Below are 22913 nucleotides of genomic sequence, written 5' to 3' on the forward strand. Positions count from 1 at the left end.
TCCGCCCATCCCCGGCTCGAAGGAGAGCGCGATGACCGCCCGTGCAGCGCAGGTGCCCCTGATCCATGCCGTCGCCGATCAGGCGGGAGAGATCGCAAGAGGCGACCTGCCCGGCGCGGTTCGCGAACAGGGCCGCCTCTGCCTGCTCGACACCATCGGGTGCGTCATCGCGGGCTCCGGGCATCCCGCGGCCCGGGCGTTCGCGCGGGGCGAGAGCGAGACGTGGAGCGCGAGCGGCCTCGGCGCCCAGATCCGGGTGGCCCGACAGCTCGCCTATCAGGGCGACATCTTCGAGCTCAACGATCTGATCGGCGGGCATGCGAGCATCGGCACCGTGCCGACGGTGCTCGTCGCTGCACAGGCATCCGATGCCGACGGAGAGACCCTGCTGCGTGCGGTCGTCGCCGGTGTCGAGACGACGGCACGCCTGTATCGCTCGCACTCCATGTTCTGGAAGGGGTACGACAATTTCGGCGCGGTGGTGACGACGGTCCTGTCGTCTGCGGGCGCAGCCGCCGCGGCTTCGCTCATGACCGACATCTCCGCGGAGCAACGTCGCGAGGCGCTCGCGCTCGCGATCGCCACTGCCGGGTGGGGGCCTGCGGAAGTGATCTTCGGTGACGGCGGGACCCTCAAGCCGACACAGTTCGGGGCCGCGCCGGCCGAGAAGGGGCTCCGCGCGGTGGCCGCGGCGCGTGCCGGCCTCACCGGGCCGCCCCGCATCCTCGAGAGCCCGATCGGATGGCTTTCGACGGCCGCGAGCGATTACGACGCAGAGATCATGCTCGGACGCACCGGGTGGTGCCTGACCGACCAGATGCAACGGAAGCTGCACGCATGCTGCGGGTACATCCACGCGTCGCTCGATGCCGTGCGTGAGCTCGTCGTCGCGGGACATGACGTCGCCTCGGCGAACGAGATCATCGTGGAGGTGCCCGCGTACGTACGGCTCGTGGTGGCGAAGGACGCCCCGCCGCGCTCCGAGAACGACGCGCGGTTCCACCTCAACTACATGCTGGCCCTCGTCGCGCAGGGCGTGTACCCCATCGCTCCCGAGCACAGCACGGAGTTCACGTCCCGCTTCGCGGACGCGGGCGTGCAGGCGCTGCTGCCGCGGATCCGCGTGCAGGAGCTGACCGACGGCGTGGAGCAGGCCGGGTTCAAGTACAACTCGGCGCGCGTCACCGCCGTGTGGGCGGACGGCACGAGAGCCACCGCGGAGTGCGATGCGCCGGCGGGGTCCCTGGGCAATCCATTGGATGCGGCAGCGGTGCAGCGCAAGTTCCACGCCCTCGCCGCCCCTCGCCTGGGGGCCGAGCGTGCCGAGCAGCTGCACGCGACCATCATGCGGATCGAGGAGCAGACCGACTCGCGATGGGTCGCCGATCTCCTGCCGTCCATCTGCACGACAGTGGAGTGACGGACCTCTCAGTGGAACGCACACCCTGGGGAAAACAGGCACTGCTCAGCTCGCTCTTCTTCGTCATAGGCGCCGAGCTCTACCTGTTGACGCCGCTGATCCCGCTGATCGCCGACGCGTTCGATGTCGACGTCGCGACCGCCGCGCTCACCGTCGCGGCGTACTCCGTGACCTACGCCTGCGTCTCGCCGATCATGGGCGTGATCGGCGACCGGATGACGCGGCGCTCGGCGGTGGTCGCCGGGGCGGCGATCTTCGTCGTCGGCGGGGCGATCAGCGCCGCATCACCGGTGTTCGCCGTCCTCATCGCGGGACGCGCGATCTCGGGTGCCGGCGGCGCGATGATCGGGCCGACGATCTGGGCCTACGCTGCCGAGACCGCGATTCCCTCCGAACGGGGCAAGGCGACCTCCCGGGTGGCGGCGATCTTCGCCTCTGGGCAGATCGTGGGTGTGCCGCTCGGTTCTCTGCTGGCGGCCTTCGCGTCCTGGCGGTGGGTGTTCGTCGTCCTGGCCGTGTCGCTGGGCGGGCTGGCGCTGGTCATCCTGCTGCGGCTCGGCGAGGAAGAGCGCGTGCCGCAGCGGAACTCGCCGTTCCTGCGTTCGTTCCTCACGTCGGCGCAGCTGTGGCGGCGGCGGCGGTTCACCTTCCTGGTGGTCTCCAATCTGTTCGGCCAGGGAGCCAGGAACGCGACGTACGCGTTCGCCGGAGCGCTGTTCGCGCTGAGGTTCGACTTCGACGTGGTGCAGATCGGCGTGCTCGGCGCTGCCGTCGGACTGTCGTCGCTGCTCGGAGCGCTCGTGAGCGGATTCTGGATCGACAGTTTCCGCGCGCGCGACCGCAACCCCGCGCGGGTCAACATCGTCAACGGCCTGCTCCTCACGGGCGGGTTGGTGGCGGCGACCCTGGGCGACCAGGAGTGGGTCTGCATCCTCGGCTTCCTGGTGTCGAACTTCGGTGGCTCCGGGTTCATCAGCGGCAGCCAGGGGATGCTCGTGGCGGCCTATCCCCACATGCGCGCATCGGCGGGGTCGTGGAACACCTCGGCGATGTGGGCGGGCACCGCGCTGGGCACGTTCGTGCTCGGGGGAACCCTCCTCGGCAGCGTCGGGTTCGCGGCGGTATCGGTGACGATGGCGATGCTGGCGACCGCCGCGGGAGCCGCCGTGCTGCTCGGGAACCGCGAGCGCTGAACAGCGTGCGCCGGGCCTTCGGCCGCAGCTCTTTCAGGCCCAGATCGTCGCGATCGTGTCCAGCCTCGTCGCCGGCGGCTGGGGCCGCCCGGCCGCGGTTCGTGAGAATCGCGGCGCGGGCGCCGGCTGCGTGACGCCGTCGATCTCGATGAGAGTGCCGCGAGCGACGACATGCTCGTCGGCCGCAGCCTCCGCATAGCCGAGGACCGGGGTGACGCACGCGTCGGTGCCGGCGAACGTCTCGACCCATTCCTCGCGCGTGCGCGTGCGGAAGGCGGCGCTGATCGACGCGCGGCGTCGCTCGCGTCCTGTCACGTCCGTCTGCAGCGGGAGGTCGTTCTCGCTCAGGCCGAGACCGTGGAGCAGCTGCGCGTAGAACGGGGCCTCCAGTGCGCCGACGGCCACGTATCGGCCGTCGGCCGTCTCGTACACGTCGTACTCGGGCAGCCCGCCGTCCAGCATGTTCGTGCCCGGAGCATCGCTCCAGCGCCCGCGTGCCCGCATCGCCCAGACCCAGTGCCCGAGCATGCTGGCCCCGTCGACCATCGCGGCGTCCACCACCTGGCCGCGACCCGAACGCACGCGCTCGAGCAGGGCCGACAGCACACCGACGATCAGGAACATCGATCCGCCCCCGTAGTCACCGACGAGGTTCAGAGGCTGCTGAGGGCGCGCGCCCTGACGAGACATCGCGTGCAGGTGCCCGGTGAGCGAAAGGTAGTTGATGTCGTGGCCGGCCGACTGGGCGCGGGGGCCGTTCTGCCCCCAGCCGGTCATGCGTCCGTAGACCAGGCCCGGATTCGCGGAGGAGAAGTCCTCCGGACCGAGTCCGAGGCGTTCAGCGACGCCTGGCCGGTATCCCTCGACCAGCACATCGGCCCGGCTCACCAGGTCGAAGACCTGACGATGCTGTGCGGGGTCTTTCAGGTCGGCTTCGACGATCCGCTGTCCGCGGCGTGTGTGGTCAGGGCCGCCGACCTGCTGGGCGAGCCAGCCCGGACGCGCGACCTGCACGACATCTGCGCCGAGATCGGAGAGCATCAGCCCGGCGTGGGCGGTCGGGCCCGGGCTCAGCAGGATGACGACACGGAGACCCGATAGCGGTCCGGTGCTCATGCGTCAGCCGACGAGAGCCGCAGTGCGAACCTGTGTGACGACGAGGCCGTCGGCCGCCGTCGCCCCGTTCTTGCCGACGATCAGCGGGTTCACGTCGACCTCGTCGAGCACGTCCGCGAGATCGGCGACGAGTTCGGAGAATCGCCCGGCGGCATCCGCCGCGGCGTCGATGTCGTACGAGGTGTCGCCGCGCACGCCCTCCAGCAGAGCGAAGCCGCGCAGGCGCTCGAGACCTCGGCGCGCGGTCGACGCCGAGAACGGGGCGAGCTCGATCGTCGCGTCGCGCAGCACCTCGACGAGCACTCCGCCCATGCCGATGGTGACGATCGGACCGAACTGCGCGTCGATGCGTGCGCCCAAGAGCAGCTCGGGCCCCGAGGCGATCTGGGTCTGCACGCTCACACCGTCGATGGTGGCATCCGGTACCTTCCGCGGCACGCTCTCGAGGATCTCCGTGGCGGCGGCGACCACCTCTTCACGGCTTCCCAGATCGAGCCGGATGCCGCCGACGTCGCTCTTGTGAGCGATGTCGGCCGAGGCGATCTTGAGCACGACGGGGTAGCCGATCGCGTCGGCCGCGTCCGCGGCGTCTGCGGGTGTGGCAGCGAGCTTCTCGCCGGGCACCCGGATGCCGTATGCGGCGAGGATCGCCTTCGAGTCGGATTCGCTGAGAACCCGACGACCGTCGGCGGCCTCTCCGGAATGGGCGGACCGCAGGATCCCCTCGGCGATCGCTCGCGCGCCGGGATCCGAGATCCGTGCGGGAGCGCCGCCGCTGTTCGCACGACGCTCGTGCCAGTGCTGCCACTGGCGGATCGTCCACGCCGCGCGATCGGCCGAGCGGAAGATGGCTGCGCGAGGGTCGGCGTCGAGGGTGTGGCTGCCCGGGCCCTCCAGCCAGTCGTTCATCCACACCGCGACGAGGGGGATGTCGGTGTGGCGAGCGGCTTCGCACAGCACCTTCGCTCGCGCGCCGGTGGTGGCCTCGTGCGCGAACACCAGCGGCACCAGGAGCGCGCCGAGCATGGGGTCGGAGGTGAATGCATCCAGGCAGCGGACGAAGGTCTCGGGATCCTTCAAGACCTCCGCCGTGAGATCGGCGGGGTTCCCGACGGACCCGAACGACGGGACGATCGTCTCCAACGTCGCGACGGTCTCGGGCGAGAGCGGCGGCAGCGTGAGGCCGTGCTCCTCCGCCTTGTCGGCGTTGATCACGCCAGCGCCACCGGACGTCGCCATGATGCCGACCCCGGCCGTGCGCGGGGGGGTCGGGTTCTTGACGAAGAACGAGGCGACCTCGGTCAGCGCCTCGAGATCCTCGACCCAGATCGCGCCGGCTTCCTCGACCGCCGCGCGGTACGCCGCGGTCGATCCGCTCAGCGTGCCCGTGTGCGAGAGTGCCGCCTTGCCGGCGGCCTCGCTGTTTCCCGCCTTGTAGACGATGAGGGGGGTCCCCGACCGCTGGGCGAGGCGGGCGGCTTCGAGGAAGCGCTCGCCACTCTTGACACCCTCCATGAGGCAGACGATCGCCTTCGCCGCAGGGTCCTCGGCGAGGTAGGCGATGTAGTCGCAGACGTCGACGTCGGCCGAGTTGCCGGCCGCGAGATAGTGGCTGATGCCGACACCGCGCTGAACGGCCTGCAGCACGGTGTAGCCGAGCGCTCCGCTCTGCGACACGATGCCGATGCCTCCCGCGGCGCCTCGGGTGACCTCGCCGCAGTCGGTCATGAAGTTCATGATCGCGCGGGTGCCGAGGTTCGCGAGCCCCACGCAGTTGGGGCCCGCGACGCGCAGGCCCGTGCGCTGCGCGAGTTCCGCGATCTCCTGCTGTGCCTGGATGTTCTCGGGCTCGCCCGTCTCCGCGTAGCCGGATGCGTAGAGGATCGCGCCTCCGACGCCGGCCGCCGCGGCATCCTCGAGGGTCTGCGCGACGAAGGCCTGGCCGACACCGACGATGAGCGCGTCCGGAACCTCGGGAAGATCGGCGATCGACGGGAAGCAGGGGCGGCCCATCACCTCGTCGTACTTCGGGTTGATGCCGTAGACGGCGCCGGGGAAGTCCGCGAGGTTCTCGAGCGTGCGCTGGCCGAATGCGCCGGGCGTGGGGGAGGCCCCGACGACCGCGATGACCTTCGGGTCGATCAGGCGCGACAGGTCGCTATGGCGGAAGAGCACGCGCTCGGGCGCGGCGGTCGTCTGAACATCCATGTACGGCTCCTCGTCGATACCGTTGGTCTATTGGTCCAACATTTGCGATTCTCGATGGAGGGCCGTCCGATGTCAAGGCCTCGTGGCTCAGTCGATGGGGCGGCTGACCCAGCGCTCGTAGAGCAGCTCGAGATAGGAGCGCAGTTCAGCCACGGCGGCCTCGGCGTCTCGGGCGTGGAGGGCGTGCATCAGGCGGTGTCGGGACTGGATGATGACATCGCCGGCGAAGGACCCGATGCGAGCCGAGACCCGGTTCGCCATCTCGTGGAGCGGCCTCGCGATTACGGGGAAGATCGGGTTTCCACTGAGCTCGATGAGGCGGTCGTGGAACCGGAAGTACGACGCGAGGCGTCCCTCCCAGTCTGCCTGGGGGTCGATCGCCGCGGACTGCGCGACGAGCTCGTCCAGTTCGTCGAGCTCATCGTCTGTGGCGTTCTCCACCACCTTGATGACGGCGCTGGTCTCGATCGCGATACGCGCCTCGATGATGTCGAGCAGCGTGTACTTCGTCAGCGTCATGCCGTCGACGAGGCTCTGCGTGATCGCCTGTGTGTTCGAATCCACGACATACGCCCCGCCCGTGGCGCCGCGCTTGATAGTGATGAGACCGGCGACCTCGAGCATGCGCAGGGCCTCGCGCACCGTGTTCCGGCTGACCGCCAGCTGCTCCGCGAACTCGCGTTCGCTGGGCAGCTTCATGCCCGGCGTCAACGTGCCCTCGTCGAGCATCACGCGGACCTGCTCGATGATGTCGTCGACTGCACGCCGGGGCTTCGTAGGCTGGAACTGCACCGTTTTGCTCATCTCTCGGCTCTTCGCACCTCGGCGACGACGAGCCGTCCATCCCGTTGTCGCGTGGTCTGGGCCATTCCTCTGCAATGGCTGGACCTTTGGATCCTATGTGGCGTGTCGCTGCGCGACAAGGGTCGGTGGCTCGGGCGCGCGAGCAATCCTGCGGGTCGTGCGGGAGCGACGGCGGGAGCGCCCGGCGTCCTCGGAAGCATCGTCGGAGAGGATGGAGGCATGGTTCGCGAGCGCAGTCGACGGGTGATCGAGAGCGTGCGAAGGGCGATCCACGCGGATGCGTCCGACCGCACGGCGACGCAGGCGCTGCCGATCATCGACGACAAGACGGCCGTGCGCGTCATCGATCTCGCGATGCGCGTCGCCGAGGTCATGCTCTCGGTCGGCGCGTCGGCGAAGGAGGTCGTGCTGGCCGCCCTGCGGATCACGCGCGCCTACGGCCTCGGCACCGTCCATGTCGACGTCACCTTCAACTCCGTGACCGTGTCCGACCACCGGCACGGCGACGAATGGCCCATCACGCTCATGCGCGTGGTGCGCTCGGCCGTGCCGGATCACTCGAAGCTGCAGCGCCTGCAGGCGCTCGTGCGGGATGTGGAGTCCGGGCTGGACCTGGGCGAGGCGCGGGTGCGCTTCCACCAGATCCGGCGCATGCCGTTCCGGTACCGGCCGGCCATGGTGATCCTGTCCCAGGCGCTGCTCGCCGTGGGGGTCGGCGCCATGTTCGGGGCGTCGTGGGTGATCCTGACCGTCACGTTCGTCGCGGCGCTCGGCGTCGCGCTCACGCAGGCGGGGCTGGCCAAGCTGCAGGTTCCCCTGTTCTTCAGCCAGATCGCGGGCGCGTTCGTGCTGACCGCGCTCACCGTCGTGACGGCCATGCTGGGGCGGGCCGGCATCGAGCCCTTCGTCGACGTGCGCGCCACGATCGTGGTCTCGTCGGGCATCGTGCTCATGCTGGCCGGTCTCGCCGTCGTCGGGGCCGCGCAGGACGCGATCGACGGGTTCTCGCTCACGGCCGGCGGGCGCATCCTGGAGCTGACGGTGCAGACGCTCGGCGTGGTGCTGGGCATCGTGGTGGGCCTCGAGCTGGCCCGCGCGACGGGCGTCGGGATGCAGCCGCCGAGCGAGCCGCTGCCACTGGGCGGCCTGGCCGGTCAGTTCGCGGGGGCCGTCGTGGTGGCGGTCGCCGTGGCCGTCTTCAACGGCGCCGGAATGCGCATCATCGTGGTCAGCGCGGTGCTCGGCATCATCGCCTGGGCGGGCTTCGCCGGCGCGAGCGCGACGGGTCTCGAGCAGGCGCCCGCCAGCTTCGTGGGCGCTCTGGTCGCGAGCGTGATCGGCGCGCTCTTCGCGGCCCGCCTGCACGTGCCGTCCGTCGCCGTGACGACCGCGGCCATCCTGCCGCTCGTTCCGGGTGCCGCCGTCTTCCGCGGCCTGCTCGGCCTCGTCGAATCGGGCGGTGAGACCGAGCACATCCTGTTCGCCACCTCCTCGCTCATCACTGCCGGCATGGTCGGCATCGCGCTCGCCGCGGGCGCGACCCTCGGTCTGTTCATCGGATCGCCCCTGGGGCGCACCCTGGGCGGACTGTCGGGCATCCGCCGTACCGCCGCCCGGCCCACGGCGGGTGGATCGACCGTCCGGATGCCCACGGTCCGGTAGCGCGGCTCGGGCTCCCCCCGCAACGTCCGGCCGCGGGTCGCGACGGCTAATGTATCCCTTACGCCTAGCTTTCCTCTCGACAGGGGGCGATGGCCGCGTTAGTGTATACAAAGACGGACGGAGCGCGGAATGAAGGCCAGCGAGAGGGCGTATGCCATCCTGCTCGACGACATCCAGTGCGGGCGCCTGCCGGCCGGCGCGGTCATCAGCGAGGTCGAGCAGGCGACGCGCATCGGAGTGAGCCGCACGCCTATGCGCGAGGCGATCGGCCGCCTGATCGGGGCAGGCCTCGTCGTGCAGCAGTCTCCCCGCGTGACGGTCGTCGCCGACATCGACGCCGAGGACATCCGCGACCTGTTCGACGTGCGTCGCGCGCTCGAGGAGACGGCCGTGCGGCTGGCCTCGCAGCGTGCCGATCGCGCGCTGTTCGCGGCCCTCGCCGACGAGTTCGCCGGCGCGCATCCCGGTGTCGACGCCGACGCCTACTACGAGCTCATCGCGCGCTTCGACGCGGCGGTCGACGCGGCCGTCGCGAACGCGCACCTCGTCTCGGCGCTGCGGACGCTGCGCACGCACCTCGTGCGCGTGCGTCGGATGGCCCGAGACAATCCCAGCCGGCTGGCGCAGTCGGTCGCCGAGCATCGGCTGATCGCGTCGGCGATCGCCGCCGGCGACGCCGATCTGGCCGCCCACGCGACTCACGTGCACTTGCACAACGCCCTGACCACCATCCTCGAATCCCTCCAGGAGGAGCCCTCATGACCGTCACCCACCACGTTCGTGTGCACCGCAGCGACGAGAACCTCGAGCGCGAGGGGCAGCTGGCTTGGAAGATCGCCGAGGTCGCCGTCGACCCCGTCGCGGTCGAGCCGGAGGTGGCCGACATGATCGTCAACCGGGTGATCGACAACGCCGCCGTCGCCGCGGCATCGCTGACGCGGCGTCCCGTCGTTGCGGCACGCCAGCAGGCCGAGGACCATGCCGTCTCGGCCGGGGGAGCCGGAGCGACCGTCTTCGGCTGCGCCCTGGAGCGCGTCACCAGCCCCGAGTGGGCGGCCTGGGCGAACGGCGTGGCCGTGCGCGAGCTCGACTACCACGACACCTTCCTGGCGGCGGAGTACTCGCACCCGGGCGACAACATCCCGCCGATCCTCGCGGTCGCCCAGCACACGGGACAGGATGGCGCGGCCCTGCTGCGCGGCCTCGCGACCGGATACGAGATCCAGATCGACCTGGTGCGGGCGATCTCGCTGCACAAGCACAAGATCGATCACGTCGCGCACCTCGGCCCGTCGGCCGCCGCCGGCATCGGCACGCTGCTGGGACTGGACACCGAGACGATCTACCAGGCCGTCGCCCAGGCGCTGCACACCACCACCGCCACGCGGCAGTCTCGCAAGGGCGAGATCTCGACGTGGAAGGCGCACGCCCCCGCGTTCGCCGGCAAGATGGCCGTCGAGGCGGTCGACCGCGCGATGCGCGGTGAGACCAGCCCGTCGCCGATCTACGAGGGCGAGGACGGCGTGATCGCCTGGCTGCTCGACGGCAAGGACGCCGCGTACGACGTGCCGCTGCCCGCCGTGGGCGAGCCGAAGCGGGGCATCCTGGACTCGTACACCAAGGAGCACTCGGCCGAGTACCAGGCGCAGGCCTGGATCGATCTGGCGCGCCGCCTCGGCAACGAGCGGCCCGAGCTGCGCGATCCGGCGAACATCCGCTCGATCGTGCTGCACACGTCGCACCACACGCACTACGTGATCGGATCAGGCGCGAACGACCCGCAGAAGTACGACCCCACCGCGTCCCGCGAGACGCTCGACCACTCGATCCCGTACATCTTCACGGTCGCGCTGCAGGATGGCGCCTGGCATCACGTCGACTCGTACACCCCCGAGCGCGCCGGCCGTGCCGACACGGTCGAGCTGTGGCACAAGGTCACGACGCTCGAGGATGCCGAGTGGACCCGCCGGTACCACTCGGAGGACCCGAACGAGAAGGCGTTCGGCGGCCGCGTCGAGATCGCCCTCGCCGACGGATCCACGATCCAGGACGAGATCGCCGTCGCGGATGCGCACCCGCTCGGTGCGCGGCCGTTCGCCCGCGAGGACTACATCCGCAAGTTCCGCCTGCTGGCCGAGCCGGTGCTCGAGCCGGCCGAGATCGAGCGCTTCCTCGCGCTCGTGCAGCGTCTGCCCGAGCTCACGGCCGACGAGGTGCGCCAGCTCAGCATCGTCGCGAAGCCCGGAGTGATCGTGCGCGGCCCGAAGGGACTGTTCTGATGCTGTACGCCACCACGCCCGCGGCCGAGAAGCGCCGGCTGTTCCGCGAGCGGCTCGCCACCGGCGAGATCCTGCGGTTCCCGGGGGCCTTCAACCCGCTGTCCGCGCGCCTCATCGAGCGCAAGGGTTTCGAAGGCGTCTACATCTCCGGGGCCGTCCTGTCCGCTGACCTCGGGCTGCCGGACATCGGTCTCACGACCCTGACAGAGGTCGCCGGGCGCGGCCAGCAGATCGCGCGCATGACCGAGCTGCCGGCGATCATCGACGCGGACACCGGCTTCGGCGAGCCCATGAACGTCGCGCGCACGATCCAGACGCTCGAGGACGCGGGACTCGCCGGTGCCCACATCGAGGATCAGATCAACCCGAAGCGCTGCGGGCACCTGGACGGCAAGGCCGTGGTCGACGAGTCGACGGCGCTGAAGCGCATCCGTGCCGCCGTCGACGCCCGCCGCGACGCGAACTTCCTCATCATGGCGCGCACCGACATCCGCGCGGTCGACGGACTCGACGCCGCGGTCGACCGGGCGAAGGCCCTGGTCGACGCGGGCGCCGACGCGATCTTCCCCGAGGCGATGCGCACGCTCGACGAGTTCGCGGCCATCCGCGCCGCAGTGGATGTGCCGATCCTGGCCAACATGACGGAGTTCGGCAAATCCGACCTGTTCTCGGTCGATCAGCTGCGCGACGTCGGCGTCAACATCGTCATCTGGCCCGTCTCGCTGCTGCGGATCGCCATGGGGGCGGCCGGCAGAGCGCTGGACACGCTGACCGACGAGGGGCAGCTGACGTCGAAGCTCGACGAGATGCAGCATCGCGCCGACCTCTACGAGCTGGTCGACTACGAGGGCTACAGCCACTTCGACACGAGCGTCTTCGACTTCACGATCCAGCGCTGATTCCGCTCGAGCGCCGGATCACGCGGTTCCACACACTCAAGGGAGAGACATGAGCGACACCGACATCAAGAAGGGCCTCGCAGGCGTCGTGGTGGACCACACCGCCATCAGCAAGGTCAACCCCGAGACCAACAGCCTGCTGTACCGCGGCTACCCGGTGCAGGAGCTGGCGGCCACGCAGCCGTTCGAGGCGGTGGCGTACCTGCTCTGGCACGGCGAGCTGCCCACCGACGCCCAGCTCGCCGAGCTGCGCGCGACGGAGCGTCGTCACCGGGCGCTGCTGCCCAGCGTGAAGGACGTGATCGACGGACTGCCCGTGGACGCGCACCCGATGGACGAGGTGCGCACCGCTGTGAGCGCGATCGGGGCCGAGGAGACCGCGGGCATCTCCAACGTGCTCGACGCGGTCGGAACTCCCGAGCAGAACCTCGAGCGCAGCATCCGTCTGTTCGCGCAGCTGCCGGCCATCGTCGCCTACGGGCAGCGTCGCCGCCGCGGCCTGGAGCCCGTCGAGGCGCGCGACGATCTCGACTACGCGGCGAATTTCCTGTGGCTCACGTTCGGGGAGGAGGCCGACGAGGTCGTCGTCGACGCGTTCAACCGCTCGATGATCCTGTACGCCGAGCACTCGTTCAACGCGTCGACGTTCACCGCGCGTGTGATCACCTCGACTCTCAGCGATCTGTACTCCGCGGTGGTCGGCGCGATCGGCGCCCTCAAGGGGCCGCTGCACGGGGGTGCGAACGAGGCCGTGCTGCACATCCTGACCGAGATCGGCGACGCGTCGAACGTCAAGCCGTGGCTCGACACGGCGCTGGCCGAGAAGCGCAAGATCATGGGCTTCGGGCATCGCGTGTACAAGCGCGGCGACTCGCGCGTGCCCACCATGAAGGCGGCTCTGGATGCGCTCGTCGCGCACTACGACCGGCCGGATGTCGCCGAGCTGTACGACGCGCTCGAGTCGGAGTTCGTCGCGCGCAAGGGCATCTACCCGAACCTCGACTACCCCTCCGGGCCGGCCTACGACCTCATCGGCTTCGACACGCTCACCTTCACCCCGCTCTTCGTCGCCTCGCGTGTGACGGGCTGGACGGCCCACATCCTCGAGCAGCAGGCCTCCAACGCGCTCATCCGCCCGCTGTCGGCCTACAACGGACCGGACGAGCGGCACATCGACGGCTACGAGCCCGATGACGCCGAGATCGAGGCGGCGGGCCGCCCGGAGGAGGCCGGCGCATGACCTCAGCGGCGTGAGCGCGGGGGCGGCGGGTGAGCACCCGCCGTCTAGCGCATCGGCGTCGATTGCGCGACCCCCGTGCTCGTTCCGAGGCAGTCGCCTAACGTGACTGATCCGGGAGACACCCGGATCCGAGACGGAAGGAGCCGCATATGGGACTCGACGACAAGATCGAGAACGGCGCCCAGGACCTCTCCGGAAAGGCCAAGGAGGCGGCCGGCAAGTCGACCGACAACGAGCGCCTCGAGGCAGAGGGCCAGGGCGACCAGACCAAGGCCAACCTGAAGAAGGCCGGCGAGAACATCAAGGACGCGTTCAAGTAAGCGCGCCCCCTACGCGCACGATGGCCGTCCCCACGGGGGCGGCCATCGTCGCGCGTGTCGCATGGCTAGGCTGTGCGCATGGACATGCGCGTCGCCGCCTACTGCGTCATCGTGGACGACGAGCAGCGAGTGCTGCTGACGCGGTGGATCGAGGGACGTGTGCCGGCGTGGTCCCTGCCGGGCGGGGGCTTGGAGCCGGGTGAGGACCCGGCCGACGCCGCACGCCGCGAGGCCCGCGAGGAGACCGGCTACGAGGTGCGCCTCGACGGTCTGCTGGGCGTCGACTCCCACGTGATCCCGGCGCGCAAGCGGCTCGCTCCCGGAGCCGTCGGCCCGCTGCACGCGCTGCGCATCGTCTACCGGGCCACCGTCACGGGCGGCACGTTGACCCACGAGCTCGACGGCTCGAGTGATATGGCCGAGTGGATCGCCCTGTCGAAGGTGCGCGGCATCGAGCGCGTGGCGCTGGTCGATACCGCACTGGCCATGGCCGGCCTGAAGCACTGAGACCGAAGACCTGAGCACTGAGACCGACGCACTGAGACGCACGCACTCGGGCCGAGCCGAACGGAATCCCCTCGTGAACAACCGCCTGCTGCTGGTCAACGGACCGAACCTCAACCTGCTGGGCACCCGGGAGCCCGAGATCTACGGGACGGACACGCTCGACGACGTCTTCATCCGCGCGACCGCGGTCGCGGCGGAGGTGGGCTTCGACCTGCGCGCGTTCCAGAGCAATCACGAGGGCGCGCTCATCGACGTGATCCACGAGGCCAAGGCCGACTGCGACGGCATCGTCATCAACCCCGGCGCCTTCACGCACACATCCATCGCGCTGCGCGACGCGCTCACGGGCGTGGGCCTGCCGTTCGCGGAGGTGCACATCTCGAACGTGCACGCGCGCGAGCCCTTCCGGCACCACTCGTACCTCTCGGATGTCGCCAGCTGCGTCATCGTGGGGGCGGGCGTGCAGGGCTACGAGTTCGCGGTGCGCCGCCTGGCCGCCATCCTGTAGCCCGGGTTCTCCGCAGCAGCCCGGTGCGCGCCGGTCAGGGGCGTCGCGCCGTGCCGGACGGCGCGCTCAGCGGTCGTCCGGATTCCTCCTAGCGGAAGAGGGAGTCCGCGCATTCCCACTGTGGGCCGCCATGCCTGCAGATTAGGTGCTGACCGCGGACGGATGCCCCGAGATCCGCAGCGGTGTCACCGACTCGACGAAGAGTGAGGGATCGCGCACGTGATGAAGACCCGTAGGCAGCCGAGCAACGGCGCGTTCAGCACATCACGCAGCATGCTGCCGCTGGTCGTGATCGCGGCGCTGCTCTTCGCGCTGCCGGTCGTCATGCTCGTGATCGGCGCGTTCCGCAACGCCCCGCCCGGACAGCGCGCGAACTGGTCGTTCGACGCCTTCGGACGCACGCTCGGCAACGCCGACACGTACGCCACCTTCGCCAACTCGGTCGTCATCGCGGTCGTGTGCGCGGCGTGCTCGGTGATCCTCGCGCTCGTGCTCGTCTTCTTCGCGGTGCGCACCACCGCGCCGCTGCGGAAGATCGTGACCCCGGTCATGGTGCTCGTGCTCGCGTTGCCGCCGTTGTTCTACGCCATGAGCTGGGGCATGCTGTGGAACCCCAAGCTCGGGCTCGTCAACCAGTGGTGGATGAGCGTCACCGGCGGCGACGAGCCCCTGTTCTCGGCGTACTCGTGGCTGGGCCTGGTGTCCGTGATGATCCTCAAGGGCACGTCGTTCTGCTACCTGCTGCTGCTGGGCCCGTTCCGCGCGATGGACCGGAGCCTCGAGGAGGCGGCGCAGATGTCGGGCGCGGGGCGGCTGCGCACGATCTTCAACATCGACCTGGCTGTGCTGCTTCCGGCCATCTCGGGGGTCGTCATCCTCAACCTGATCATCGGGCTCGAGGCCTTCGAGGTCCCGCTCTTCCTCGGCACACCTGCCGGCATCGACGTCTTCTCGACGGAGATCTACGGCTACATCTCCGACCAGACGCCGGCGGATTACGGCGGGGCCAGTGTGCTGTCGCTGCTGCTGGTCGCGCTCGTCCTGCTCATGGTCGGCGTGCAGTGGGCTCTCCTCGGACGCAAGCGCTACACGACGGTGACCGGCAAGAGCTACAACACGAGCCCCTGGAACATCGGAGGCTGGCGCTGGGTCGGAACAGCGGTGATCGCGCTCTATGTGCTCTTCGGGGTCGTGCTGCCGATCGTGCAACTCTTGCTGGGCAGCTTCCAGCCGTTCTTCGGAGGCGGGGTCTACGCGACGACCAACTACGACGTGCTGCTGGGAGACGCCGAGACGGTCGAGGCGATCCAGTCGACGATCGTCGTGGCGATCGTCGGCGGGCTGGCCGCTGTCGCGCTCGCGTTCATCACGATGTACGCCGTCACGCACAACGAGACGATGATGCGACGGGTTCTCGACCTCCTCACGTGGCTGCCCTTCACGCTGCCCGGCATCGTGCTGGCGCTGGGCCTGTCGTGGACGTACGTGAGCATCCCGGGACTGCGTCAGCTCTATGGCTCGATGTTCCTCGTGGGGATGGGCCTGGTCATCGCCGCCGTGCCCATCGCGACACGCGCGATCCAGCCGGCGCTGATGCAGATCAACCGCGAGCTCGAGGAGGCGTCTCGGATCAGCGGGGCGCGCCCGACGCGGGTGGTGCTGGGCGTCGTGCTTCCGCTCATCGCGCCGAGCTTCTTCTCCGGCTGGTTCGTCGTCGCGATCGTGATCGCCGGCAATCTCGCCATCCCCGTGCTGCTCTCGTCGGCCCTCACGCCGACCGTGCCGCTGCTGGTCTACGACCTCAACACGCAGGGCTACGCCTCGCGTGCGGCGGCCCTGCTCGTGCTGGTGCTCGGCACCCTCACGGTGGGCATGCTGCTGCTCCTGGCGGCGCAGCGCATCGTCACCGCCGCAGTCCGCTCCCGCCGCGCCGCGGCACAGGCCGGCCGGGCAGCCGCCTCCCGGCGCCCGGTCGCGCCCGGCGCGGGCTCCCTCTCCGACAACCGCCCCTCCATCGCCTCAGCGAGCAAGAGTTAGGACCCGACATCATGCGAACCACCCTGAAGGTCGCGAGCGGCATCGTCGCCGTCGCATTCCTGTTGACCGGCTGCAGCGGCGGCGAGACCGCTCCGGCCGCTCCCGGCGCCGCCCCGGGCGACGACGTCGAGCTGCTCGGCGGCGAAGAGGCCGCAGCAGCGCTCGACGAGCTCTACCAGGAGGCGCTCGACGCCGGCGAGACCACCGTCACGATCTACGGCCCCGGCGAGACCGACAAGCAGTCGCTCTACGACGACCTGTTCTCCGCGCGCTTCCCCGAGATCTCGGTGAAGGGCGTGTACCTCCTCGGCCCGGATTACGCCGCCAAGCTGGAGGCGGAGTTCGCGAGCGGTCAGCATGTCGCCGATCTCGTCCAGGCAGGAGACACCTCGATCGCCCCCGGCCTCGGCCAGGACTACTACGAGGCCTTCCAGCCGGTGACCGCGGGAGAGGTCGACCAGGAGTCGTACTCCGACGAGAACGGCACCGTCTGGGCGGCCAGCGGCACGGCCTTCGGCTACATGTACAACACGAACGAGATGTCGGCGGACGAGGCGCCGTCGGGCTGGGAGGACCTGCTGGACCCGGCTCTCGCCGGCCGGATCACGACCGACGACGTCACGCGCAACGGCGCCGGCTTCGGCACGCTGTCGCACCTGCTCTGGGACGGCGCCGCCGACGCGGACTTCATCGAGGGACTCGCCGCGCAGGACATCGTGTTCCAGGCGTCCTCTCCGGCGGCGGGAAACGCCGTGGCCACGGGCGAGTACGCCCTGCAGAGCTGGTACCCGATGCCCTTCTTCATGCGAGACAAGGCCGCCGGCGCACCCGTCGAGTACGTCTTCCCGACCGAGGGCGGCGTGCACATCTCGCCCCACTACCTGGGACTGATCAACGGTGCCCCGAACCCTGCGGCCGCGAAGCTGCTGATGACGTGGCTGTTCACGCCCGAGGCCCAGCAGGCCATGGCCGAGATCGGCTACTACCCGCTGGTTCCCGGCCAGGAGGGTGTGCCGGGGTACCCCTCGATCGACGACCTCGAGCTGCTCAAGCCGTTCAGCCTGACCGACCTCAGCACCATCAACGCGCAGAACCTGGAGATCGTCCAGGGCGCGTTCAACTGATCCGAAAGGCAGAAGAACATGGCATCCGTGACGATGGCCTTCGCGACCTCGCATGCTCCCCAGCTGGGCACGCCCCCGGAGAACTGGGACGGACGGGCCGCGGCCGACAAGAAGAACCAGCGCCTGGCGTTCCGCGGCGAGGCCTATCCGTATGACGAGCTCAACGAGCTGCGAGGATCGGCGTTCGCCGGCGAGCTGTCCGTCGACATCTACCGCGAGAAGTACGAGCGCTGCCGGGCGGCGATCGACGAGCTCGAGAGCTTCGTGCGCTCCTCCGGGGTCGACGTGCTGGTGATCGTGAGCAGCGACCACAAGGAGACCTTCACCGACGAGGAGCTCGCGCCCTTCGTCATCTACTGGGGCGACACGGTGCAGCACGAACCGCTCAGCCAGGCCGACCTCGATGCCATGGCGCCGGGGCTCGCGATCGCCGAGGCGAAGAACGTGCCCGACGTGAGCACGACGCGGCAGTGCCACAGCGAGCTCGCGCTGCACCTGCTGCAGTCGGTGCAGGCGAGCGGCTTCGACCCCGCGGCGTCGCGGATGCTGCCCGCCGGGAAGTTCGAGGACCACGGCATCCCTCACGGCTGGGGCTTCATCATGCAGCAGGTGCTGAAGGGCGACGTGCCGGTGCCGATCGTGCCCATCTTCGTCAACACCTTCTGGCACCCCAACCCGCCGACCGCCGACCGCTCGTACGACTTCGGCCTCGCCCTCGCGAAGGCGATCGAGAGCTACCCGGAGGACATCAAGGTCGGCGTCGTCGGCTCGGGAGGTCTGTCGCACTTCGTGATCGACGAGGACCTGGACCGCACGGTGCTCAACGCCTTCGTCGAGGGCGAGGCGGAGCCGCTTCGCGGGCTCCGCGACGACGTCCTGGTGGCGGGGTCCTCGGAGATCCGCAACTGGATCGTCGCCGGCGCCGCCGCCAACGCCGCCGGACTGCAGGCCGAGATCGTCGACTACGTGCCGGCGTACCGCACCGAGGCGGGCACGGGCTGCGGCATGGGGTTCATGACCTGGAAGTCGCCCGCGGCATGAGCGCCGTCTCGCTTCAGCACATGACGAAGCGGTACGGCTCCGCGTCGTCCGCCGCCGTCGATGATCTCTCGCTCGAGATCGCGGACGGCGAGTTCGTCACCCTGCTCGGCCCGAGCGGCTGCGGCAAGACCACGACGCTGCGGTGCCTGGCCGGACTCGAGGTGCCCACGGACGGCACGATCACGATCGGCGATCGGACGGTGTACTCGGCCGGAACCGGAAAGTTCGTGCCGCCCGAGAAGCGCGCCATCGGCATGGTGTTCCAGAGCTACGCGCTCTGGCCGCACATGACCGTCGCGCAGACCGTCGGCTATCCGCTCAAGCTCGCCAAGGTGCCGGCGGCCGAGCGCCTCGAGCGCATCGACGAGATGCTCGACCGGGTGCATCTGCTGGCACGCAAGGACGACCAGGCGGTCGCCCTGTCGGGCGGCCAGCAGCAGCGCGTGGCCCTGGCCCGCGCCATGGCGAACCGCTCGTCGCTGGTGCTGTTCGACGAGCCGCTGTCGAACCTCGACGTCAAGCTGCGCAACTCGATGCGCACGCAGATCCGCGAGCTGCACAACGAGCTGGGCACCACGTCGGTCTACGTGACGCACGACCAGGAGGAGGCGATCGCCCTCGCCGATCGAGTCGTCGTCATGAACGCCGGCAGGATCGAGCAGGTCGGCACCCCGCGCGAGCTGTACGCGCGACCGAGGAACGCTTTCGTCGCCGACTTCATGGGGTTCCAGAACATCCTGCCCGCCACGGTGGTGACAGCCGACTCCTCGAGCGCGGTGGTGGAGCTCGACGGCATCGACGCGCGGATCGAGATGGCCTCCGACGAGCCCCGTGCCGTGGGGGATGCCCTCCTGGTCGCCTTCCGCGCCAGTCACGTGGAGGTGTCGCTCGCGGGCGACGTCCCTGGTTCGATCGCGGGCCGCATCCGCAATGTGACCTATCTCGGCACCTCGCTGCGAGTGCTCGTCGAGACGGCGAACGGCGTCATCCGCGCACAGATCGACGAGCGCGACTTCGGCCGCTACGGCCCCGACGACCTCGTCGACGGACACCCGGTCTCGCTGCGCATCTCGCCCTCGCACCTGGTCGGGCTGCCTGCGCCCGACGACGACGCTCACTCCGAGCCCATCGCATCGACCATGACGACCCGCGTACCCGCCTGAGCGGGTCCGTCTTCACCCCCGAGGAGAACGAATGCCCATGCCCGCCGTCGACCGGCCGCAGCTGCTCCCCCCGCTCGCCCCCGGCGAATGGCCCGACGAGGTCCCCGTCATCGTGATCGGCGGGGGACCGGTGGGCATGTCGTGCGCCCTGCTGCTGGCCCAGCGCGGCATCGAGGTGCTGCTGGTGGACCGCCGCGACTTCGAGTTCCGCCTGCCGCGAGCCCACCTGCTCAACGTGCGGACGATGGAGATCTTCCACGCGATGGGCGTGGCGGACGACATCTACCGGATGGGCCCCGACCACGACCGGTGGCACAAGGTCGCGTGGTACACCTCCGTCGACCCCCGCACGCCCTACGAGGGCCTGAAGATCGGCGAGGTGCAGGCCTGGGGTGGCGGCGAGGACCGCGAGCGGTACGCGCAGGCCAGCCCGCGGGGGTACGCGAACCTGCCGCAGATCCGCCTGGACCCGCTGATCCACGCGCACGCCTCCGCGGCGCTTCCCGGGCGGCTGCGGGGCCATCAGGAGGTGCGGGGCTTCACGCAGGACGACGAGGGCGTCGTCGTCACGATCGTCGACCTGCAGACCGGCACCGTGCGCGAGCAGCGCGCGCAGTACGCGATCTTCGCCGACGGCGGCCGCACCAGCAACGAGCTGCTGGACATCGAGTTCGACGGCGTGAAGGCGATCCGCAACGTCACGACGTACCACGTCAGCACGGACCTGTCGATGTGGACGGAGCCGGACGCGATCCTCGCGCACTTCGTGCATCCGTCCGGGCACGGCCGCCGCATGGGCACCATGCAGGCCATCGGTCCCGTCAACTACAGCCGCGAGTCCGAGGAGTGGCTCGTGGGACTCGCGGGCTGGATGCTCGAGGGCGATCCCGATGACCGGGCCACGCACGACCGTGCCATCCGGCGCCTGCTGAACCTCTCCGACGACCACCCGCTGGAGATCCACTCCGTGAACGGCTGGACGTACAACGGCGTGGTGGCGCAGAAGTACCGCGTCGGGCGTGCGTTCCTCGCCGGCGACGCGGCGCACCGGCACCCCCCGACCGGCGGCCTGGGGCTGAACGGGGGCATTCAGGACGCGGGCAATCTCGCCTGGAAGCTCGCGGCGGTGCTCGACGGCCGCGCGCCCGAGTCGCTGCTCGACAGCTACCAGCAGGAGCGCCGCCCGGTCGCGGCGTTCTACACGGCTCACTCGCTGGAGAACGCGAACCGGCACCCTCCGATCGCCGAGGCGCTCGGGTTCTCGGACGACCGCTCCATCGAGGAGGAGCAGCGGTCGCTGGACGTCTTCGTCGGCGACGGGCCCGAGTCCGACGCGATGCGGGAGCGCGTGCGGACCGCGGTGAGCGCGAACTCCTACGATTTCAGCCAGCTCAACGTGGAGGCGGGCTATCACTACTCGGCAGGCGCGCTCGTGCCCGACAACTCGCCGCTGCCGGAGGGGTACGACTCGCCGATCGTGTTCCAGCCCGTCTCGCGCCCGGGGCATCACATCCCGCACGCGTGGCTGCGGCGATCGCACGGTGGCACGGCGGCCGAGCCGGTGTCGACCGTCGACCTCGTCGCGCACGACGGGTTCACGCTGTTCGTGAGCGAGGACGCGGAGGACGCGTGGCGTGAGGCCGTGGCGGGCGTCGAGTCGACGTTGCCGGTCTCGGTCGTCGCCATCCCCGAGAGGGAGGAGGAGTGGACGGCGGTGCGCGAGATCGAGCCGTCCGGTGCGCTCCTGGTCCGCCCCGACTGGATGGTGGCCTGGCGCGTGCTCGAGGCGCCCCCCGAGCCCACCGTGGCGTTGCAGAGCGCCCTCGACACCGTGCTGCGCGGCGGTGCGCGACCGGCGACGGATCCCGCCGATCCGTTCGTGGAGCGCATCCGGATCGCCGCGGATCGCATCGCGGGCCTGGAGATCCGACGGTGACGGGGGAGTACCCGCCGATCGGCCTGTTCATCGCGGGCGAGTGGCGCGGCGCGACGGGCCGCGAGACGCGGCCCGTCGTCAACCCGGCCACCGGAGAGGCGCTCGCGTCGCTGCCGGTGGCGACCACGGCCGATCTCGACGACGCCGCGGCCGCGGCCGCACAGTCCTTCCCCGCCTGGCGGAGCGCGACGGCGTTCGACCGCTGCCGGATCCTGCGACGTGCCGGCGAGCTCCTGCGCGAGCGCGCGGCCGACATCGGCTGGGCCACCACCGTCGAGCAGGGCAAGCCGATCGGCGAGGCGACGGCCGAGGTCCATGCGGCGGCCGACATCTTCGACTGGTTCGCCGAGGAGGGGCGACGTGCCTACGGACGCGTCGTGCCGTCACGGCGCGAGGGCGTGCGCAATCTGGTGCTGCGCCAGCCCGTGGGACCGGTCGCGGCCTTCACGCCCTGGAACTTCCCGATCACGATCCCGGCCCGCAAGATCGCCGCCGCGCTCGCCGCGGGATGCACGATGGTCTTCAAGCCGGCCGAGGAGACGCCGGCGACCGGTCTCGCGCTCGCCCGCGCGTTGCACGATGCCGGCCTGCCCGCCGGTGTGCTGAACGTGGTGATGGGCGAGCCCGCCGCCATCTCGACGCAGCTCATCCGGGATCCGCGCATCCGGAAGGTGTCGTTCACCGGATCCACGGCGGTCGGCAGGCAGATCGCGCACCTGGCGGCGGAGGGCATCAAGCGCGCCACGCTGGAGCTCGGCGGGCACGCCCCGGTGCTGGTCTTCGACGACGCGGACGTCGAGCGGGCCGCGGCCATGGCGGCATCGGCCAAGTTCCGCAATGCGGGCCAGATCTGCATCGCCCCCACGCGGTTCCTCGTGCAGGAGGGCGTCTACGACCGGTTCGTCGACGCGTTCGCGTCGCGCATCCGTGCGCTCCGGGTCGGCAACGGCCTGGACCCGGAGGTCACGATGGGTCCGCTCGCGCATGACCGGCGACCGCCCGCCGTCGCGGCGCTCGTCGACGACGCACGCGATCGAGGGGCGCGGGTCGTCGTGGGCGGAACGCCGATCGACGGCTCCGGATACTTCTGGCAGCCCACGCTGATCGCGGACGTCGAGGACGGCGCGCGCATCATGAACGAGGAGCCGTTCGGCCCGGTCGCGCTCGCCGTGCCGTTCGTCGACGTCGACGACGCGATCGCGCGCGCCAACGCGCTTCCGTATGGGCTGGCCTCGTACGCCTTCACCGGGTCCGCCGCCACCGCGGTGGAGGTGGAGGAGAGGATCGAAGCGGGCATGCTCGCGGTGAACCACTTCGGGCTGACGAGTCCCGAGACCCCTTTCGGGGGGGTCAAGGAGAGCGGTTACGGCTCGGAGGGCGGCAGCGAGGGCATCGCCGACTACTTCGTCACGAAGCTGGTCAGCGAAAGCTGGTGACCCGCGACGCTCGGATGAGC

General features: G+C 70.1%; 19 protein-coding genes. 16 read left to right on the plus strand and 3 right to left on the minus strand.

The window, feature by feature from the left end; genetic code table 11:
- The first annotated feature begins 31 nt into the window (after window positions 1–31).
- Together ABTW64_RS07240 and ABTW64_RS07245 are read left to right on the plus strand one after the other, a co-directional pair.
- Window positions 32–1420, plus strand: a complete 1389-nt coding sequence (locus tag ABTW64_RS07240) for an MmgE/PrpD family protein (RefSeq protein ID WP_350620784.1) — start codon at window positions 32–34, stop codon at window positions 1418–1420.
- A gap of 11 nt (window positions 1421–1431) precedes the next feature.
- Complete coding sequence (locus tag ABTW64_RS07245) at window positions 1432–2613, plus strand: MFS transporter (protein WP_350620786.1); 1182 nt, start codon at window positions 1432–1434, stop codon at window positions 2611–2613.
- A 33-nt stretch (window positions 2614–2646) separates the two neighbouring features.
- Here the strand turns inward: ABTW64_RS07245 and ABTW64_RS07250 are convergent, their stop codons facing one another.
- The 3 genes from ABTW64_RS07250 to ABTW64_RS07260 all read right to left on the minus strand — a co-directional run bounded on the left by ABTW64_RS07250 (window position 2647) and on the right by ABTW64_RS07260 (window position 6729).
- On the minus strand, window positions 2647–3729 hold the full coding sequence (locus tag ABTW64_RS07250) for a CaiB/BaiF CoA transferase family protein (RefSeq protein ID WP_350620788.1): 1083 nt from the start codon (window positions 3727–3729) through the stop codon (window positions 2647–2649).
- Between the two features lie 3 nt (window positions 3730–3732).
- Window positions 3733–5937, minus strand: a complete 2205-nt coding sequence (locus ABTW64_RS07255) for an acetate--CoA ligase family protein (protein WP_350620790.1) — start codon at window positions 5935–5937, stop codon at window positions 3733–3735.
- Window positions 5938–6024: 87 nt separating this feature from the next.
- Window positions 6025–6729 carry a FadR/GntR family transcriptional regulator gene (locus ABTW64_RS07260; RefSeq protein ID WP_350620792.1) on the minus strand — a complete coding sequence of 235 codons (705 nt, stop codon included), beginning with the start codon at window positions 6727–6729 and terminating at the stop codon, window positions 6025–6027.
- Between the two features lie 231 nt (window positions 6730–6960).
- On the opposite strand from ABTW64_RS07260, the gene ABTW64_RS07265 reads away from it, so the two are divergent.
- From ABTW64_RS07265 to ABTW64_RS07330, 14 genes are all read left to right on the plus strand, one after another.
- Window positions 6961–8403 carry a threonine/serine exporter family protein gene (locus ABTW64_RS07265; RefSeq protein ID WP_350620794.1) on the plus strand — a complete coding sequence of 481 codons (1443 nt, stop codon included), beginning with the start codon at window positions 6961–6963 and terminating at the stop codon, window positions 8401–8403.
- A 129-nt stretch (window positions 8404–8532) separates the two neighbouring features.
- Entirely contained in the window at window positions 8533–9165 is a 633-nt protein-coding gene (locus tag ABTW64_RS07270) for a GntR family transcriptional regulator (protein WP_350620796.1), read from the plus strand.
- Window positions 9162–10682 carry an MmgE/PrpD family protein gene (locus ABTW64_RS07275; protein WP_350620798.1) on the plus strand — a complete coding sequence of 507 codons (1521 nt, stop codon included), beginning with the start codon at window positions 9162–9164 and terminating at the stop codon, window positions 10680–10682. The genes ABTW64_RS07270 and ABTW64_RS07275 overlap by 4 nt, the downstream gene beginning before the upstream one ends.
- Window positions 10682–11581 carry a methylisocitrate lyase gene (gene prpB / locus ABTW64_RS07280; protein WP_350620800.1) on the plus strand — a complete coding sequence of 300 codons (900 nt, stop codon included), beginning with the start codon at window positions 10682–10684 and terminating at the stop codon, window positions 11579–11581. The genes ABTW64_RS07275 and prpB overlap by 1 nt, the downstream gene beginning before the upstream one ends.
- A 49-nt stretch (window positions 11582–11630) precedes the next feature.
- Window positions 11631–12821, plus strand: a complete 1191-nt coding sequence (locus ABTW64_RS07285) for a bifunctional 2-methylcitrate synthase/citrate synthase (protein WP_350620802.1) — start codon at window positions 11631–11633, stop codon at window positions 12819–12821.
- 149 nt (window positions 12822–12970) lie between these two features.
- On the plus strand, window positions 12971–13141 hold the full coding sequence (locus ABTW64_RS07290) for a CsbD family protein (protein ID WP_350620804.1): 171 nt from the start codon (window positions 12971–12973) through the stop codon (window positions 13139–13141).
- 78 nt (window positions 13142–13219) lie between these two features.
- Window positions 13220–13648, plus strand: coding sequence for an NUDIX hydrolase (locus ABTW64_RS07295; protein ID WP_350620806.1), 429 nt, complete (start codon window positions 13220–13222; stop codon window positions 13646–13648).
- Window positions 13649–13721: 73 nt separating this feature from the next.
- Window positions 13722–14156: a type II 3-dehydroquinate dehydratase gene (aroQ, locus tag ABTW64_RS07300; protein WP_350620808.1), complete on the plus strand. Its 435-nt coding sequence runs from the start codon at window positions 13722–13724 to the stop codon at window positions 14154–14156.
- 222 nt (window positions 14157–14378) lie between these two features.
- Window positions 14379–16193 carry an ABC transporter permease gene (locus ABTW64_RS07305; RefSeq protein ID WP_350620810.1) on the plus strand — a complete coding sequence of 605 codons (1815 nt, stop codon included), beginning with the start codon at window positions 14379–14381 and terminating at the stop codon, window positions 16191–16193.
- A gap of 11 nt (window positions 16194–16204) precedes the next feature.
- The gene (locus ABTW64_RS07310; RefSeq protein WP_350620812.1) at window positions 16205–17317 is read left to right on the plus strand and encodes an ABC transporter substrate-binding protein; all 1113 of its coding nucleotides are present in this window, start codon (window positions 16205–16207) and stop codon (window positions 17315–17317) included.
- An 18-nt stretch (window positions 17318–17335) separates the two neighbouring features.
- Window positions 17336–18358, plus strand: coding sequence for a DODA-type extradiol aromatic ring-opening family dioxygenase (locus tag ABTW64_RS07315; protein ID WP_350620814.1), 1023 nt, complete (start codon window positions 17336–17338; stop codon window positions 18356–18358).
- A 20-nt stretch (window positions 18359–18378) separates the two neighbouring features.
- On the plus strand, window positions 18379–19521 hold the full coding sequence (locus ABTW64_RS07320; RefSeq protein ID WP_350620816.1) for an ABC transporter ATP-binding protein: 1143 nt from the start codon (window positions 18379–18381) through the stop codon (window positions 19519–19521).
- 31 nt (window positions 19522–19552) lie between these two features.
- A complete protein-coding gene (locus ABTW64_RS07325; protein ID WP_350620818.1) occupies window positions 19553–21457 on the plus strand; it encodes an FAD-dependent oxidoreductase in 1905 nt (634 codons plus the stop codon).
- Window positions 21454–22893 (plus strand): NAD-dependent succinate-semialdehyde dehydrogenase, encoded by a 1440-nt coding sequence (locus ABTW64_RS07330; RefSeq protein ID WP_350620820.1) that lies wholly within the window; start codon window positions 21454–21456, stop codon window positions 22891–22893. The genes ABTW64_RS07325 and ABTW64_RS07330 overlap by 4 nt, the downstream gene beginning before the upstream one ends.
- Window positions 22894–22913 lie beyond the last annotated feature (20 nt).

Origin of the sequence: Microbacterium sp. NPDC096154, assembly GCF_040302945.1 — a bacterium.
Taxonomy (GTDB): Bacteria; Actinomycetota; Actinomycetes; order Actinomycetales; family Microbacteriaceae; genus Microbacterium.

Excerpts from the sequence above, each read along its gene's own strand:
- ABTW64_RS07240 (WP_350620784.1), top strand. The coding sequence starts at position 32 with ATGACCGCCCGTGCAGCGCAGGTGCCCCTGATCCATGCCGTCGCCGAT.
- ABTW64_RS07250 (WP_350620788.1), bottom strand. The coding sequence starts at position 3,729 with ATGAGCACCGGACCGCTATCGGGTCTCCGTGTCGTCATCCTGCTGAGC.
- ABTW64_RS07255 (WP_350620790.1), bottom strand. The coding sequence starts at position 5,937 with ATGGATGTTCAGACGACCGCCGCGCCCGAGCGCGTGCTCTTCCGCCAT.
- ABTW64_RS07265 (WP_350620794.1), top strand. The coding sequence starts at position 6,961 with ATGGTTCGCGAGCGCAGTCGACGGGTGATCGAGAGCGTGCGAAGGGCG.
- ABTW64_RS07270 (WP_350620796.1), top strand. The coding sequence starts at position 8,533 with ATGAAGGCCAGCGAGAGGGCGTATGCCATCCTGCTCGACGACATCCAG.
- ABTW64_RS07275 (WP_350620798.1), top strand. The coding sequence starts at position 9,162 with ATGACCGTCACCCACCACGTTCGTGTGCACCGCAGCGACGAGAACCTC.
- prpB (WP_350620800.1), top strand. The coding sequence starts at position 10,682 with ATGCTGTACGCCACCACGCCCGCGGCCGAGAAGCGCCGGCTGTTCCGC.
- ABTW64_RS07285 (WP_350620802.1), top strand. The coding sequence starts at position 11,631 with ATGAGCGACACCGACATCAAGAAGGGCCTCGCAGGCGTCGTGGTGGAC.
- ABTW64_RS07290 (WP_350620804.1), top strand. The coding sequence starts at position 12,971 with ATGGGACTCGACGACAAGATCGAGAACGGCGCCCAGGACCTCTCCGGA.
- ABTW64_RS07295 (WP_350620806.1), top strand. The coding sequence starts at position 13,220 with ATGGACATGCGCGTCGCCGCCTACTGCGTCATCGTGGACGACGAGCAG.
- ABTW64_RS07305 (WP_350620810.1), top strand. The coding sequence starts at position 14,379 with ATGAAGACCCGTAGGCAGCCGAGCAACGGCGCGTTCAGCACATCACGC.
- ABTW64_RS07310 (WP_350620812.1), top strand. The coding sequence starts at position 16,205 with ATGCGAACCACCCTGAAGGTCGCGAGCGGCATCGTCGCCGTCGCATTC.
- ABTW64_RS07315 (WP_350620814.1), top strand. The coding sequence starts at position 17,336 with ATGGCATCCGTGACGATGGCCTTCGCGACCTCGCATGCTCCCCAGCTG.
- ABTW64_RS07320 (WP_350620816.1), top strand. The coding sequence starts at position 18,379 with ATGACGAAGCGGTACGGCTCCGCGTCGTCCGCCGCCGTCGATGATCTC.
- ABTW64_RS07325 (WP_350620818.1), top strand. The coding sequence starts at position 19,553 with ATGCCCATGCCCGCCGTCGACCGGCCGCAGCTGCTCCCCCCGCTCGCC.